Genomic DNA, 14,230 nt, shown 5'->3' with positions numbered 1-14,230 from the left:
GGGGGAACCGGGGGCCATGACCAAGCTCCGCCTGCCCGATGGCATTCGAGCCTGCCTGTTCGACCTCGACGGCGTGCTGACCCGGACCGCGGTGGTGCACGCGGCGGCGTGGAAACAGATGTTCGACGAATATCTGCGGCGGCGCGACGGCCCCTCGTTCCGCCCCTTCGACTCGGGCCGTGACTACGACGAGTACGTGGACGGTCGTCCACGCGCCGACGGGGTGCGCACCTTCCTGGCCTCCCGGGGCATCGAGCTCCCCGACGGCGAGCCGGACGACCGGCCCGACCAGGACACCGTGCACGGCCTCGGCAACCGCAAGAACATCCTCGTCCTCGAGAAGATCCGCAAGGAGGGAGTGGAGGCGTACCCGGGCTCGGTGCGCTTCGTGGAGGCCGTGCGCGCCGAGGGTCTGCGGACCGCGGTCGTCTCCTCCAGCGCCAACTGCCGCGATGTGCTGGTCGCCGCCGGTATCGAGCACCTCTTCGAGGTGCGGATCGACGGTGTGGTGGCCGCCGAGCGCAAGCTGCCCGGCAAACCGCACCCGGACACCTTCCTGGAGGCCGGGCAGGAGCTGGCCATCCGGCCCGAGGCGGCCGCCGTCTTCGAGGACGCCCTGGCGGGCATGGAGGCCGGGCACTCCGGACACTTCGGCTGTGTCGTCGGCGTGGACCGAGTGGGCCAGGCCGACGCGCTGCGCGCACACGGCGCCGACATCGTGGTCAAGGATCTCGCCGAGCTGCTGGAGGACGACTCGTGATCACCGATTCCTCGTACGCCGTCGACCCCTGGGTGCTGCGGGAGACCGATCTCCGGCTCGATCTGCTGCCCCAGAGCGAATCGGTCTTCGCGCTCTCCAACGGCCATGTGGGCTGGCGCGCCAACCTCGACGAGGGGGAGCCCCACGGCCTCCCCGGCTCCTACCTCAACGGGGTGTACGAACGGCGTCCCCTGCCCTACGCCGAGGCCGGATACGGCTACCCCGAGGCCGGCCAGACCATGATCAACGTCACCAACGGAAAGATCATCCGGCTGCTGGTGGACGACGAGCCCTTCGATCTGCGCTACGGACGGCTGCGCTCCCATGAGCGGGTGCTCGATCTGCGCGGCGGACTGCTCCACCGCACCTGCGAATGGACCTCCCCCTCCGGCATCAGCGTGCGGGTCCGCTCCACCCGGCTGGTCTCCCTCACCCAGCGGGCCATCGCCGCCGTGGCCTACGAGGTGGAGGCCGTCGACGCCCAGATCCGCGTCGTCGTCCAGTCCGAACTGGTCGCCAACGAGCAGCTCCCCGAGCGCGGCGGCGACCCCCGGGTGGCCGAGGCCCTGGAGTCCCCGCTCAAGCCCGAGGAGAACGCCGCCGACGACAAGAGGCTGCGGCTGATCCACTGCACCGACGCCAGCTGTCTGCGGGTCGCGACCGCCGCCGACCACCTGATCACCGGGCCGCCACCCACTCGCCACGCCAGCGAGAGCACCGACGACGTCGCCCGGCTGACCGTCACCTCGGTGCTGGAGCCGGGCCAGGTGCTGCGGCTGGAGAAGCTGGTGGCCTACGGCTGGTCCGGCGCCCGCTCGCTGCCCGCCGTACGGGACCAGGTCGAGGCCGCGCTGGCCGGGGCCGCCAGCACCGGCTGGCGTGGCCTGGTGGACCAGCAGCGCGCCTGGCTGGAGGGTTTCTGGTCCCGCGCCGACGTCGAGGTCGAGGGGGACGCCGAGATCCAGCAGGCCGTGCGATTCGCCCTCTTCCACGTCCTCCAGGCCGGCGCCCGCGCCGAGGAACGGGCCATCCCCGCCAAGGGCCTCACCGGCTCCGGCTACGACGGCCACTCCTTCTGGGACACCGACACCTTCGTCCTGCCCCTGCTCACCTACACCTTCCCGGAGTCCGTGGCCGAGGCACTGCGCTGGCGGCAGTCCATCCTGCCCGCCGCCCGGGACCGGGCCCGGCAGCTGGGCCACGAGGGCGCCGCCTTCCCCTGGCGCACCATCGACGGCTCCGAATGCTCCGCCTACTGGCCGGCCGGCACCGCGGCCTTCCACGTCAACGCCGATGTGGCGGACGCGGTGGTGCGCTATGTGGCGGCCACCGGCGACGACGAGTTCGAGCGCGAGACCGCCGTGGAACTGCTGGTGGAGACCGCCCGGCTGTGGCGCTCCCTCGGCCACCACGACCACCACGGCCGCTTCCACATCGACGGGGTGACCGGCCCGGACGAATACAGCGCCGTCGCGGACGACAACGTGTACACCAACCTCATGGCCCAGTCGAATCTGCGGGCCGCCGCGGACATCGTCGAACGCCACCCGGACAAGGGCACCGAACTGGGCGTCGACGACGAGGAGGCCGCCGCCTGGCGGGACGCCGCCGAGTCCATGTCCGTCCCGCACAACAAGGTCCTGGGCGTCCATGAGCAGTCCGCGGACTTCACCGGCCACCAGGAGTGGGACTTCCAGGGCACCCGCTCCGACCAGTACCCGCTGATGCTCCACTTCCCGTACTTCGACATGTACCGCAAACAGGTGGTCAAACAGGCCGACCTGGTGCTGGCGATGTATCTGCGCGGCGAGTGCTTCACCGAGGAGGAGAAGGCACGCAACTTCGACTACTACGAGCGGCTGACGGTCCGGGACTCCTCGCTCTCCGCGTGTGCCCAGGCCGTCATGGCCGCCGAGGTCGGCCATCTGCGGCTCGCCTACGACTATCTGGGCGAGGCGGCCCTGATGGACCTGAAGGACCTGGAGCACAACACCCGCGACGGTCTGCACATCGCCTCGCTCGCCGGCACCTGGATCGCCCTGGTCGCCGGGTTCGGCGGGATGCGGCACCGCGACGGCAGGCTGGAGTTCTCGCCCAAGCTGCCCGAGAAGCTGGCCCGGCTCGCCTTCACCATGCAGGTGCTGGGCCGGAAGCTGCGTGTGGAGATCACCAACCGCTCCGTCACCTACTCCCTGGCCGAGGGCGCCCCCCTGGAGATCCGGCACTACGGCCGGCCCATCACCGTCTCCGAGAAGACCCCCCGGACCTGCGAAATCGACGAGCTGACGGCACGTCCCGAACCCCATCAGCCCCCCGGCCGCCGCCCGAACCGCCGCGCCTGAGGCACCGACGCCCCACGTCACGACACCCCGCACGTCACAACCCCCGGCACGCCACGCCACCCACAGCGAGGAGCGCTCGATGGACCCCCTGGAGGCCCTGGACCGGATCGCGTTTCTCCTGGAGCGCGCCCAGGCGCCGACCTACCGGGTACGTGCCTTCCGCGCGGCCCAGTCGGTGCTCGCCGATCTGGACCCCCAGGAGGTGGAGCGGCGTGCCACGAACGGCACCCTCCGGTCGCTCAAAGGGCTCGGCCCCAAGACCTCGCAGGTGGTACAGGAGGCGCTGAAGGACCAGGTGCCCGGGTATCTGGCGAAGCTGGAGACCGAGGCCGCCGAGGCCGCGCGCGAGCCCGAGGAGGATGCGGCGAAGCTGTGCGCCGCGCTGCGCGGGGACTGCCATATGCACTCGGACTGGTCCGACGGCGGTTCCCCGATCGAGCTGATGGCCCGCACGGCGGCGCGGCTGGGGCACAAGTGGGCGGTGCTCACCGACCATTCCCCGCGGCTGACGGTGGCCCGGGGCCTCTCGGCGGACCGGCTGCGCGCCCAGCTGGACGTGGTGGCGGAGCTGCGCGCGAAGCTCGCCCCGTTCCAGTTGCTCACCGGGATCGAGGTCGACATCCTCCCCGACGGCTCCCTGGACCAGGAGCCTGAGCTGCTGGACCAGTTGGACGTGGTGGTGGCCTCGGTCCACTCCAAGCTGCGGATGGACGCCCGCCCCATGACCCGCCGGATGGTCACCGCCGTCAGCGATCCGCTGGTCGATGTGCTGGGCCACTGCACCGGACGGCTGCTCGGCGGCAAGCGCCCCGAGTCGGCCTTCGACCATGAGGAGGTCTTCGGCGCCTGCGCGGAGGCGGGCACCGCCGTGGAGATCAACTGCCGCCCGGAGCGGCTGGATCCACCGCGCAGACTGCTGCGGGAGGCCGTGCGGGCGGGGACGTTCTTCTCCATCGACACCGACGCCCACGCGCCCGGCCAGCTCGACTGGCAGCCGGGCGGATGCGCCCGGGCCGTGGAATGCGGGGTGCCGGCGGAGCGCGTCATCACCACCTGGACCGCCCGGCAGTTGGTGGACTGGACCCGCACCCGCAGGCCTCCGCGCCGTACGGGACACGGGAGGTGACGGTGGCCATGGCAGTCCACCGCGGAGTGCGGGACGCCGTCGGCCACCTCAAGCGCTGTCTGCGCGGCGACGCCGCCTCCGGCGGGACGGGCACGGAGGGTGGCGAGAGACCCACCGTCCGGGACGTGCCGGCGGCGGGGAAGGCCGCCGTGTGCTTCGACGCGGTGACGGCCCTCGCCATCACTCCCATACGCCGTGGCGGTCACGGACGCGGAGTCGGCGAACCGGCTGTCCGCCTTCCGCACCGCTCAGCAGAAGAAGAACCCGACACGGCAGAAGGCCGACCGGCTGCCGGCCCTCTCCCAAGGGTGGACCGGCGGCCACCCCGCCCCCTACGCCCGTGCCGTCGCCGCCGCATGGGTCTTCGCGGCCGGCGTCTGCCTTCCGGCGATCGGCATCCGGACGGGCGTCCTGGACGGGGTGTCCGCGCGACGGGTGTCCGCGTGACGGGTGGTCAGTGCGGGTCGTAGGGGAGGGTCAGGAGCGGTCGCAGGTCGACAGGCCGGGCCGCCAGCGGCAGGCGATGGCGGCGAATCCGCCGTCCGCCGCGACCGGCACGGACAGGGTCTGCCCGCCGCGCACCACGGTGGGCGTACGGACCAGACCGTCCGGGCCGTCCAGGATCAGATCGACGAGCCAGCGGCCCGGCTCCAGCCGCAGCGGCACCTCGGCGGTGTGCGCGGGGCCGGTGAACGTACCGCCGATGAACCACCGTGAGCCGCTGGCGCGGGCGAGTACGGCGCTCTCACCCGGCCGCCCCGCCAGCAGCCGGGTGCGGTCCCAGGTGGCCGGGATCTGCTCCAGGAACCGGCGGGCGAGCGGACGGGCGTCGTAGGACTCCGGGGTGCCCGCCAGGTTCTGGATCCCGGATTCGTAGAGCACCGACAGTCCGACTTCGCCCGCGTCCGACGCCGCGTTGGGCCGCTGGGGCCGGTGGAAGGCCCCGGGGGTGAAGTCCATGGAGCCGATGACATTGCGGGTGAAGGGCAGCGTCGCCAGGTGCTGCGGGGTGTTGGTCCGCTTCTCCTCGCCGTTCACGCCCTCCATCGACATCACCTGCGGCCAGGTGCGCTGAATGCCCTTGGGGATCGTCGAGCCATGGAAGTTGACGAGCAGATGGTGGGCCGCGGTGTCCTTGAGGATCTCGTCGTACCAGCGCAGCGTCTCCTGGGACTCGGAGTCCATGAAGTCGATCTTGACGCCCTTCACCCCCCACCGCTCGAGCGTGGGCAGCCACTGCTCGCGCTCCTCGGCGGTGTCGAGGTCACGGTGGTGGATCCAGACCTGGATGCCCACCTGCCGCTCGCGGGCGTAGTCCACGAGCTGTGGGATCCAGCTGTTGCGCTGCCAGTCGGGATCGGTGACGTCCCACTGGTCGGGGTCGAAGTACCAGCCCGCGTCCACCACCACATACGGCCATCCGCGCTGGGCCGCGTAGTCCACGTACCCCTTCTGCATCGACAGGCTCTGCCCGGCCGGCTTGCCGCCCGCGAGCCAGGTCCACAGGGCGGGGCCGGGCCGGATCCACGAGGTGTCGGCGACGCGCGACGCCGGTGCCAGATCGTCGGTGAAGGTGGACTGGGTGACGGTCGGCAGGTCGCCCACGATCAGGGCGCGCCAGGGTGTGCTGAGCGGCCCGTCGGACTCGACCCGCTCGTCCCACAGGCCGATGCGGTAGGTGGGCAGCCCCTGCTGGTGGGTCAGCCGGGCGGCGGAGTAGCGGCCGGTGAGGTCCGACTCCGCGATCAGGGCGTAGCCGCCGCCCGTCTCGAAGAGCGCCTGTGCCATGTACTCACCGGTGGGCGCGGTCGCCGCGGTGTACTCCTTGAACAGGTTCTCGTTGTCCTTGCGGTAGTCGCCCAGCCACGCGGCCGCGTCCGGGGGCAGGGTGAAGGCCGAGGTCTCGCCGAGGACATCGCCGCTGCCGGAGGGCAGGTCGTAGCGATAGGCGACCCCGTCGTCCGAGACCCGCACCACGAGGTCCAGCCGGGCGTTCCCGCCGCCCCGGAACCGGAAGCGGGTCTCGGTCATCCGCGCCGTGCGCGAGCGCTGCTTGCCGGCCGTCGACCGGTAGCGCTCCACGACGGTGCGGTCGTGGCGTCCCAGATAGCGCAGCCCGTGCGACAGATCCGCCCGCTCGGTGACGATGCCCACGGGCGAGGGCTCGACCACCGTACGTCCGCCCCGGGACACCTGGAGCGTCAGCGCTCCCGATGCGCCGTCCAGCCGCAGCTGGGCGAGGGGACCGGAGTGGGGCGAGGGGCCGCGCACGGTCCAGGCGGAGTCCTTCGCCTGTGCGGGCCCGGTGATGAAGAGCGTCATGGCCAGGACGCCGCAGAGCAGAAATGCCACTGCGGAGCGTCGGTAAGATCTCGGCATCGTTGCCTCCCGAGGCGGATACGTTACCGAGTCATCCGATAACTGGGGAGGGGTTGAACGGTATTAGGCCCCATCAAGGGTCGTGGGAGGGTGAGAGATCGGATCTATGGCTTGGCTGCTTCCGGAGGCGACGCCAGGGGTAGAGGGTCGGCTGGCGGGCCCGCGCACGGTCCGGACGAGGAGGCGCACACGATGAGCGGCACGGCTCGGCCCGGCGACCCGGGCCCGGAGACGGAGGACCGGGAGGCGGCGGACCCGGAGAGGGCGGACCGGGGGAGGGCGGACCCGGAGACCGCGGACCCGGCGCCCGCCGAGCCCGAGGGCGGGGACCCCGCCTGCTGGCTGGAGCGGGTCTGCGCCGACTGCGGCGCGATCCAGGACACCGCCCACTTCGCTCGCTGTGCGCGCTGCGGAGCCCCGAGGGAGTGAGCGGGGCCCCGGGATGCGATGATGCCGGGCGACAAAGGCCACGGCGGAACGAGGGATGCGGCGTGCCCGTAAGGCCGACCGACCCGCTGCCGTGTCGGGTGACCGTGTGCCGGGACTGCTGTTGCGGCAGCCCCAAGGTGACCGGCGTCGACCATGCCGCGCAATTCGCGCGGCTCGGTGCGGAGGCGCCCGTACGCGTCTCCGAGTGTCTGGACGTCTGCGACCAGGCCAATGTGATCGTGGTGCAGCCGTCGGCCGCCGGGCGGGCCGCCGGGGGCCGGCCGGTGTGGCTCGGCCTGGTCAACGACCCGGACGCGACGGAGGACATCGTGGCCTGGGTCCGGGCCGGCGGCCCCGGGGTGGCACCGCTGCCCGACATCCTCGATCTGTACGCCTTCTCGCCGCGGGGGAGTGCCTCGGCCGAGCCATCACCGGGCGGTCGCTGAGCGCGAAGTCCCCTGCCACGTAGGGCAGCTCATGGAGAACTCCACAGAGAATTCCGCGTCGCCCGCCGGGATCGGCGGGATCAGCCGCCGCCGCGCCCTGACGGCGGCGGGTGGTGTGCTCGCCGGTGCCGCGCTCGCCCAGGCGGCGGTTCCGGCTTCGACCGCGGTGTCACCGACCCGGTGGCCAGGACTACTGGGCCTACAAGTGGGCCGAAGCGTATGTGGACTTCGCCTCCGGGGAGAAGCGGTCCTGGCTGCACGGGCTCGGTGTGCGGTGGTTCCCGATCGTCGGCTGGGCCGAGCGCGGCGGCGGTCTCGCGGACGGCCACGGCAACTCGGTGCCGCGTTTCCATGTCACCTGGGGCACTGGTCCGGCCGTGGTCGAGCCGTTCGAGAAGAAGGTGCGGGCCGCCGCGAAGGACGGCCGGGTGACCTTCAAGTTCCGTCACCGCGACTTCGAGCTCAACGCCCCGGTCGTGATCGTCACCTCCGGCGGTATCGGCGCCAATCACGACCTCGTCCGCCGGAACTGGCCCGACCGGCTCGGCTCACCGCCGAAGTTCATGGTCACCGGCGTCCCGGCGTAGTCGAGAACCCGTACACCAAGGACCGCGACCTGACCCGGCGGGCGGCGGCCGGATGGGCGGGCCGGTGAGCGCGGACGTGGGAGACTCGTCCCGCACTCCGCGGCCGACCGGGAGCGCTCCCGGTCGGCCACGGTGCCGTGACGAGGAGGACGCATTGGGTGGGGACGATCCGCACATCCATGTCGAGTCGAAGGTCGTCCGTGGCGTGGCCGCCGTCCGCGAGATGATGGCATCGACGTTCGGCCTGGCCGGTGACCTGCCGAGCCTCGTCGATACTGGATGCGGACTGCGGGCGCCGTACGCGATGACCTCGCCGCGCCCGGAGAACGTCACCTGCCTCGCCTGCCGTGAGCATGCGCGGCAGGAGCATCTGCGCTTCGCGGACGAGGTCGAACGTCTGGGAGGGATGGCCGGATCGGCTATCAGCACGGCTCAGGCCAAGCTGGCCGCCGAAAACCATCGCGGGCTCGCGGAGAGGTTTTCCGGCCCGCGGCGGGCTGAATGACATCACGGCACGGCGGACGCCCTGCCGTCGGGCCGGACTCTTGCTACGGCGCCGGGTCCGACTGGGCAAGGGTGTGCTCCACCGTTGTGCGCCGCGGCAGCGTCACGCCGTCTCGCCGCTGTCGGCGCCGCCCGGAGACGCCCGCCGGGGCCGTGAGGACGGCCAGACAGGCGAGGACGAGTGCGATACCGCCCCAGCCCACGGCGGGGAGGCGTTCGCCGATGACCAGCACGGCGAGTACGGCCGCGACGGCCGGTTCCAGCAGGGAGAGCGTGGTGGCCGTGCTGGCGGGCACATGCGCCAGCCCCCAGCCGAACAGGACGTAACCCGCGTACATGGGCACCAGCGCCATGTACGCCCCGACGGCCATGCTGGACCCGGAGTCGAGGAGCGGGGCGCCGGTGACCAGGAGCACCGGCACCAGGAGCAGTCCGCCCGCGTCGAAGACCGCGCCCATCGCCGCGCGTGCGATGACCCCCTGGGTGATCAGGCGGTGAGCCGCCCAGGAGTAGAGGGCGTAGGCCGTGGCCGCGACGAGGCCCAGCCCGACACCGAGCATCGTGGCGGCCGAGGATGTCCGCTCCGCGCCGCCGGGGGCCCCGGCGGCTTGGCCCGCGCACAGCATGAGGGTGCCCAACAGGCCCAGGGCGGCGCCGAGTTTCCAGCGGCGCGTCAGCCGTCGCCGGTCCATGACGCGTTCGATCACGGCCGAGGCCGACGGGGCCATGCCGATGGACACCACTGTGCCCACGGCCACTCCGGCCAGGTGCATCGCGCTGTAGAACGCCAAGGGGTAGGCCGCCACCGCGACCGCGCCGAGCAGTACGGTGCCGCGCCGGGCTCGCAGTCGAGGGGCCTGGCGGGCGATGCGGCGAGCGGCGACCAGGGCCTGGAGCAGTCCACCCAGGCCCATGGCGACGGCACCGATGGCGAGCGGGCCGACGTCCGGGGCGAAGGTCGCCGCCGTGCCGGTGGTGCCCCACAGTACGGACGCGGCGAGCACGCACAGCGACCCGGCGCCCGCCGAGCGGGCGCCGGGTCCGGGGGCCGTCACAGCCGTTCCAGCAGGGCGGCCGCCATCGCTCGGGCGTGCCGCAGACGGCTGTCGTCCCCTTCCAGACCGGCGCGCGCCATCGCGCCCTCCAGCAGGAACGCCAGGTGCTCCGCCATCGTCCGAGCGTCGTCGGGGCGCTCGGGCAGCAGCTCCTCGAGGTGACCGGAGATCAGCCGCTCGACCTCCTCCTTGTGGCGGCGTACGACGGTCCGCCCCTCGTCTCCGGCGGGCAGCTCGGCGGCCGCGTTGAGCAGGCCGCAGCCGCGGAAGCCGCGCTCGTAGGCGAACGCCGCGTGGTCGGCGTAGGCGTCGAAGACCGCGAGGACGCCGTCGCGGGGGCTTTCGGCCGGCTCCAGCCGTGACCGGTACATCGCCAGCCACTCCTCGTGGCGGGCGTCGAGATAGGCCCTGACGAGATCGGCCTTGGAGGAGAAGTTGTTGTACAGGCTCATCTTCGCCACGCCCGCTTCGGCGGTGATCGTGTCGATCCCGGTCGCCGTCAGGCCGTCGGCGTAGAAGCGGCGCGCGGCGGCCGCCAGCAGACGCTCCCGTGCCGGCCGCCGCCTCCCGGGCTCGGTCGTCCTCACACCGGTCTCACTCATCGCATGCACCCCGGCAGATTAGGTAGGTAGGTCTACCTACCATAGAGGACGCCGAGGGCGTCCCGGAAGTGGGTGGGCACGAACGAACTCCTCACCGTGCTGTAAGGGGAGGGTCCGGAGGCGTAGGGGCCGTGCTACGGCATGGAGCCCGAGCCGGAACCGGCGGGCTCCCCCCGAGGCCGACGCGGGGCCGTCAGATGGCGGACCAGGGCGAGAACGGCGAGAAGCGCGACGAGTGCGCACACGCCCCACCAGCCGGCCCGGCCCCAGGCGCGTACCCCGAGCCAGGAACCCGCGCTGCCGCCCAGATAGGCGCAGATCATATAGGCGGTGTTGAGCCTGGAGCGGGCGTCCGGGCGCAGGGCGTAGACGCGGGCCTGGTTGGCCACCATGCCGGACTGCATCGCCACGTCCAGCAGCAGTGTGCCGAACGCCAGGGCGGCCAGGCCCGGCGTCCCGCCCAGAGCGCCGATGGCGAGGATCGCGGTGGAGAGGAGCACCCCGAGCAGGCAGACGAGGTTCACCGGATCGGGCCCTCGGCGGTCCACCAGGCGCCCGGCGAGCGGAGTGCACAGCATGGTCGCCCCGCCGACCAGTGCGAGCACGCCGACGGCCTGGGCACCGAGCCCGTAGGCGGGACTGGTGAGGAGCAGCGCCAGGCAGGTCCAGACGGCCGAGAATCCGGCGAAGACGGTCGCCTGGTACCAGCAGGAGCGGCGCAGCTCCGGCTCGGTGCGCAGCAGACGCAGCGGTTCGGCCAGGAGCGCGGGGTAGGACTGCCGAGAGGCCGGAGCCGTGGCGGGGACGGCGAACGCCAGGACGGTGGCGAGCAGCAGGGCCAGGACCGCGGCCACGAGATACGGCGCCCGCCAGCCCAGCCACTCGCCGAGGGTGCCGCTGAAGGTGCGGGCCAGCAGCATGCCGCCGGTCGATCCGCTCAGCAGGGTGCCGATCACCGCTCCCCGGCGGTCGGCGGCCACGAGACCGGCCGCCAGCGGGCCGACGATCTGCGCCGCCACGGTGGTCAGGCCGACGAGAGCGCTGGCGGCGACGAGGGGGCGCAGGGCCGGTGCGCAACCCGCGGCGAGCAGCGCCAGGCCGGTGAGGCCGAGCAGGACGACGAGGAACGTACGGTGTGGAATCCGGTCGCCGAGCGGCACCAGCAGGACGATTCCGGCCGTGTAGCCGACCTGGGTGGCGGTGACCACCGCGGCGGCCGAGTCGGCGGACACCCGCAGCCCGTCGGCCACCAGCGGGCCGGTGGCCTGCGGGAAGTAGATGTTGCCCACCGCCACCGCGCAGGTGATGGCGAGGAGCAGGACCATACGGCGGCTCATCCGGCCGTGATCCGCACGCGCAGGGGGTCTCTCACGGAATGTGTCATGGGGCGAAGTCCATGGCACCGGAGCTCCGCTGCCAATCGATGTAGCGTATGACTTAATGATCAGCTTTGTGCTCGATGTCGAGGACCTGGCGGACACGCGGTTCGCCGTATCGCCCTTGAACGAGACGGTGTTCAGCCTGCGGGTGCTGCACGATCCGAGCCTGTCCGCGGTGCATCTGCCGTGGCGCAGATCCGTGCTGGGCAGACTCGGCGACCTGGACACCGGCCTGCTGATGTCCTTGGTGGCGCGGCGGCGCACCCTTCCGGACTTTCTGACTCCGCGGCCCGCGAGCTTCGCCCCGGCCTTCGAGGACGAGCTCGCCGTCGTCCGTCAGACCCCTCCCGGCCTGGTCCGCCGCGATCTGCCGGCCACACACGCGCCGGACCCGCTGCCCCCGGCACTGCGCGATGCCACCGCCGCCGACGACGCGTCCGTCGCCGCACTCCGCGACACCATCTGCGCTCTCCTGCACCAGTACTGGGAGATCGCCGTCAAGCCGATGTGGCCGCGGATGCGACTCGTCGTGGAGGCGGACATGACCTACCGTGCGCGCCAACTGGCCATGGGAGGCGCCCGCTTGCTCTTCGCCGACATGCATCCCCATCTGCGCTGGCACAATGGGGTGCTGCACATCGCCAAGATGATCAGCCGGCACCGGGTCGTGGCATCCGGCCGAGGCCTGCTCCTCCTGCCCTCCGTCTTCGCACACAAGCCCGCGCCCCCGGTGAGTCCGGAAGAACCTCCGTCGCTGGTCTACCCGAGCCGTGGCGTGGCGACGCTGTGGGCCTCGGCGCCCAGTCACGACGCGTCCGCGCTCGTGTCGCTCATCGGCGCGCCCCGGGCGAGGCTCCTCGGCCTCCTCGAGGAGCCCCTGCCCACGGCTGAGCTCGCCCGCCGCCTGAGGGTGACTCCGAGCGCCGTGTCCCAGCACCTGCGCGTCCTGCACGCCACGGGGCTGGTCACCCGGGCGCGCCACGGGCGGCAGGTGCTGTACCGGCGAAGTCCCCTCGGCGACCGACTCGCCGCTGCCCCGCGCGAGTGATGGCCTATGCGGACGGGGATGGGTGCACGGGGCACCTCGACTCGCTCAACGGCGCCGGGTTCAGGGGCTGTTCGCGGGCCACCGCGACGGCGCGCTTTCCCGGGACCAGGGTGACGTGCCACATGCGCTGGGCCTCCGGCGCGGGGTCGGCGGCGGTCAGCTCCACCCTCCGCAGCACCTCCCGAATGATCACCTTCATCTCCATCATGGCGAGTTGCGCGCCGACGCAGTAGCGTCGGCCGCCGCCGAACGGCAGGAAGGACTTCTGGGCCGCTTGGGCGCCCTCGCCGAGGAACCGCTCCGGCCGGAACTCCCCGGGGTCCGGATACGCCTCGCTGTCCTGGTGGATGAGCGAGAACATGGGGATGGCCACCCACCCGGCCGGGATCTCGTATGCGCCGAGCCGCAGCGGCTTGTCCAGCAGACGCCCCGAACCGGTGATCACCGGGCGCAGCCGCAGCACCTCCTTGACGACCGCTTCGAGGTAGCTGTCGTCCTCGCCCCGCTCCAACTCCTCCCGCAGCCGCCGCAGTACGTCCGGGGAGCGCATCAACCGTTCGAAGGCCCAGGAGAGGCCGGTCGCCGTGGTCTCGAGTCCGGCCTCCAGCAGGGTGAGCAGCTCATCGCGGATCTCCTGGTCGCTCATCGAGCGGCCCTGGTCGTCCCGCGCCTGGAGCAACCGCCCCAGTACATCGGTGGCGCCGCCGTCCTCCTCGTCCCTGCGCCGGGCGATCTCGGCGAAGAGGATCTCGTCCACCGCCGCGCTGGCCTTCATGGTGCGGGTCGTGGGCAGGACCGGTATGCGCATCGCCAGCGGCGACTTCTCCGCCCAGGCCCGCAGTCGCGCGGGCATCAGGAACAGGAGCGGGGAGCCACTGGCCTTGGACAGGGTGAGGAGTAACGCCCGCAGCCGGGCCAGCTGGGTGACGTCGCGGATCCCGAAGACCAGCCGCAGGGTGACCTCCAGCGTAATGGCCTGCATATGCTCCTGGAGCGCGAACGGCCTGCCGAGCGGCCAGGTCCGGATGTCCTCCGCGGCGATCTCGGCGATGAGGTCCGGGTAGCTCGCGATGGACCGGCCGTGCAGGGCCGGGCTGAGCAGCTTGCGGTGCCGCCACCACGGCTCGCCGTCGTTCGTGAACAGCGAATAGTCGCCGAGCCAGGGCACGTATCCCGCGCGCAGCGCCCCGGCCCGGTTGCCGTCGCCGTCCGTGCCGTAGATCTCCGCGGCGAGTTCCGCGGTGGACACCACCACCTGGGGCGGGAAGCCGATCAGCTGCATGCGGAACACCGGACCGTAGCGCCGCCGAAGTGACGCGAAGTAGTGGACCGGGTCGCGCATGCGCATGGTCTGCAGAAGGGCGGGCTGCCGGGAGCCGGGAGGGAGGGACATCGGTTTTCTCCAGTTGTCCAGCGTCCGCTCGGTTCTCCGGCGTCCACGAGGCAGTGGCCACTAGTGGCCGCTTGTGCGGCCCACCAGGGATTCGTCACCGGCCGGGGAGAACAAAGGGCGTGGGGGCAGGAAACGGGGCGGAGCAATGGCAAGGATCCTAGTGTTACCAGCTCACTACTA

13 protein-coding genes and 1 pseudogene are annotated in these 14,230 nt (G+C 72.0%); 9 read left to right on the top strand and 5 right to left on the bottom strand.

Annotated elements, in window-relative coordinates:
* The first annotated feature begins 16 nt into the window (after positions 1 to 16).
* From ACMTAK_RS05440 to ACMTAK_RS05425, 4 genes are all read left to right on the top strand, one after another.
* Entirely contained in the window at positions 17 to 760 is a 744-nt protein-coding gene (locus ACMTAK_RS05440) for an HAD family hydrolase (RefSeq protein ID WP_413805087.1), read from the top strand.
* Positions 757 to 3,102, top strand: coding sequence for a glycoside hydrolase family 65 protein (locus ACMTAK_RS05435; protein ID WP_413805086.1), 2,346 nt, complete (start codon positions 757 to 759; stop codon positions 3,100 to 3,102). Before ACMTAK_RS05440 ends, ACMTAK_RS05435 begins: the two co-directional genes overlap by 4 nt.
* A gap of 79 nt (positions 3,103 to 3,181) precedes the next feature.
* Positions 3,182 to 4,228: a PHP domain-containing protein gene (locus ACMTAK_RS05430; protein WP_413805085.1), complete on the top strand. Its 1,047-nt coding sequence runs from the start codon at positions 3,182 to 3,184 to the stop codon at positions 4,226 to 4,228.
* Between the two features lie 195 nt (positions 4,229 to 4,423).
* Positions 4,424 to 4,675: a hypothetical protein gene (locus ACMTAK_RS05425; protein ID WP_413805084.1), complete on the top strand. Its 252-nt coding sequence runs from the start codon at positions 4,424 to 4,426 to the stop codon at positions 4,673 to 4,675.
* A 30-nt stretch (positions 4,676 to 4,705) separates the two neighbouring features.
* Here ACMTAK_RS05425 and ACMTAK_RS05420 read toward each other — a convergent pair whose 3' ends face one another.
* Positions 4,706 to 6,607 (bottom strand): glycoside hydrolase family 97 protein, encoded by a 1,902-nt coding sequence (locus ACMTAK_RS05420; protein ID WP_413805083.1) that lies wholly within the window; start codon positions 6,605 to 6,607, stop codon positions 4,706 to 4,708.
* Between the two features lie 192 nt (positions 6,608 to 6,799).
* On the opposite strand from ACMTAK_RS05420, the gene ACMTAK_RS05415 reads away from it, so the two are divergent.
* The 4 genes and pseudogenes from ACMTAK_RS05415 to ACMTAK_RS05400 all read left to right on the top strand — a co-directional run bounded on the left by ACMTAK_RS05415 (position 6,800) and on the right by ACMTAK_RS05400 (position 8,574).
* On the top strand, positions 6,800 to 7,036 hold the full coding sequence (locus tag ACMTAK_RS05415) for a hypothetical protein (RefSeq protein ID WP_413805082.1): 237 nt from the start codon (positions 6,800 to 6,802) through the stop codon (positions 7,034 to 7,036).
* 62 nt (positions 7,037 to 7,098) lie between these two features.
* Positions 7,099 to 7,482, top strand: a complete 384-nt coding sequence (locus ACMTAK_RS05410) for a (2Fe-2S) ferredoxin domain-containing protein (protein ID WP_413805081.1) — start codon at positions 7,099 to 7,101, stop codon at positions 7,480 to 7,482.
* 144 nt (positions 7,483 to 7,626) lie between these two features.
* Positions 7,627 to 8,066: pseudogene (locus ACMTAK_RS05405) on the top strand (FAD-binding protein); the annotation flags it as partial.
* 208 nt (positions 8,067 to 8,274) lie between these two features.
* Entirely contained in the window at positions 8,275 to 8,574 is a 300-nt protein-coding gene (locus ACMTAK_RS05400) for a hypothetical protein (RefSeq protein ID WP_413805080.1), read from the top strand.
* 43 nt (positions 8,575 to 8,617) lie between these two features.
* Here the strand turns inward: ACMTAK_RS05400 and ACMTAK_RS05395 are convergent, their stop codons facing one another.
* From ACMTAK_RS05395 to ACMTAK_RS05385, 3 genes are all read right to left on the bottom strand, one after another.
* On the bottom strand, positions 8,618 to 9,577 hold the full coding sequence (locus ACMTAK_RS05395) for a DMT family transporter (protein WP_413812808.1): 960 nt from the start codon (positions 9,575 to 9,577) through the stop codon (positions 8,618 to 8,620).
* Positions 9,578 to 9,624: 47 nt separating this feature from the next.
* Positions 9,625 to 10,230, bottom strand: coding sequence for a TetR/AcrR family transcriptional regulator (locus ACMTAK_RS05390; RefSeq protein ID WP_413805079.1), 606 nt, complete (start codon positions 10,228 to 10,230; stop codon positions 9,625 to 9,627).
* Positions 10,231 to 10,364: 134 nt separating this feature from the next.
* On the bottom strand, positions 10,365 to 11,567 hold the full coding sequence (locus tag ACMTAK_RS05385; protein WP_413805078.1) for an MFS transporter: 1,203 nt from the start codon (positions 11,565 to 11,567) through the stop codon (positions 10,365 to 10,367).
* A gap of 103 nt (positions 11,568 to 11,670) precedes the next feature.
* Here ACMTAK_RS05385 and ACMTAK_RS05380 point away from each other — a divergent pair, with 103 nt between their 5' ends.
* Complete coding sequence (locus ACMTAK_RS05380) at positions 11,671 to 12,657, top strand: ArsR/SmtB family transcription factor (RefSeq protein WP_413805077.1); 987 nt, start codon at positions 11,671 to 11,673, stop codon at positions 12,655 to 12,657.
* A 4-nt stretch (positions 12,658 to 12,661) separates the two neighbouring features.
* On the opposite strand, the gene ACMTAK_RS05375 is transcribed toward ACMTAK_RS05380, so the two are convergent.
* Positions 12,662 to 14,050, bottom strand: a complete 1,389-nt coding sequence (locus tag ACMTAK_RS05375) for a cytochrome P450 (RefSeq protein WP_413805076.1) — start codon at positions 14,048 to 14,050, stop codon at positions 12,662 to 12,664.
* Positions 14,051 to 14,230: the final 180 nt, after the last annotated feature.

The organism is Streptomyces lacaronensis (assembly GCF_047337785.1).
Lineage (GTDB): Bacteria > Actinomycetota > Actinomycetes > Streptomycetales > Streptomycetaceae > Streptomyces > Streptomyces lycopersici.
Note: the sequence above shows the minus strand (reverse complement) of the source record. Positions and strands in the feature narration are given on the sequence as shown.

Bases quoted from the DNA above. Each gene is read 5' to 3' on its own strand.
- ACMTAK_RS05375 (WP_413805076.1), bottom strand. From the start codon at position 14,050: ATGTCCCTCCCTCCCGGCTCCCGGCAGCCCGCCCTTCTGCAGACCATG.
- ACMTAK_RS05385 (WP_413805078.1), bottom strand. From the start codon at position 11,567: ATGAGCCGCCGTATGGTCCTGCTCCTCGCCATCACCTGCGCGGTGGCG.
- ACMTAK_RS05430 (WP_413805085.1), top strand. From the start codon at position 3,182: ATGGACCCCCTGGAGGCCCTGGACCGGATCGCGTTTCTCCTGGAGCGC.
- ACMTAK_RS05420 (WP_413805083.1), bottom strand. From the start codon at position 6,607: ATGCCGAGATCTTACCGACGCTCCGCAGTGGCATTTCTGCTCTGCGGC.
- ACMTAK_RS05415 (WP_413805082.1), top strand. From the start codon at position 6,800: ATGAGCGGCACGGCTCGGCCCGGCGACCCGGGCCCGGAGACGGAGGAC.
- ACMTAK_RS05390 (WP_413805079.1), bottom strand. From the start codon at position 10,230: ATGAGTGAGACCGGTGTGAGGACGACCGAGCCCGGGAGGCGGCGGCCG.
- ACMTAK_RS05380 (WP_413805077.1), top strand. From the start codon at position 11,671: ATGATCAGCTTTGTGCTCGATGTCGAGGACCTGGCGGACACGCGGTTC.
- ACMTAK_RS05440 (WP_413805087.1), top strand. From the start codon at position 17: ATGACCAAGCTCCGCCTGCCCGATGGCATTCGAGCCTGCCTGTTCGAC.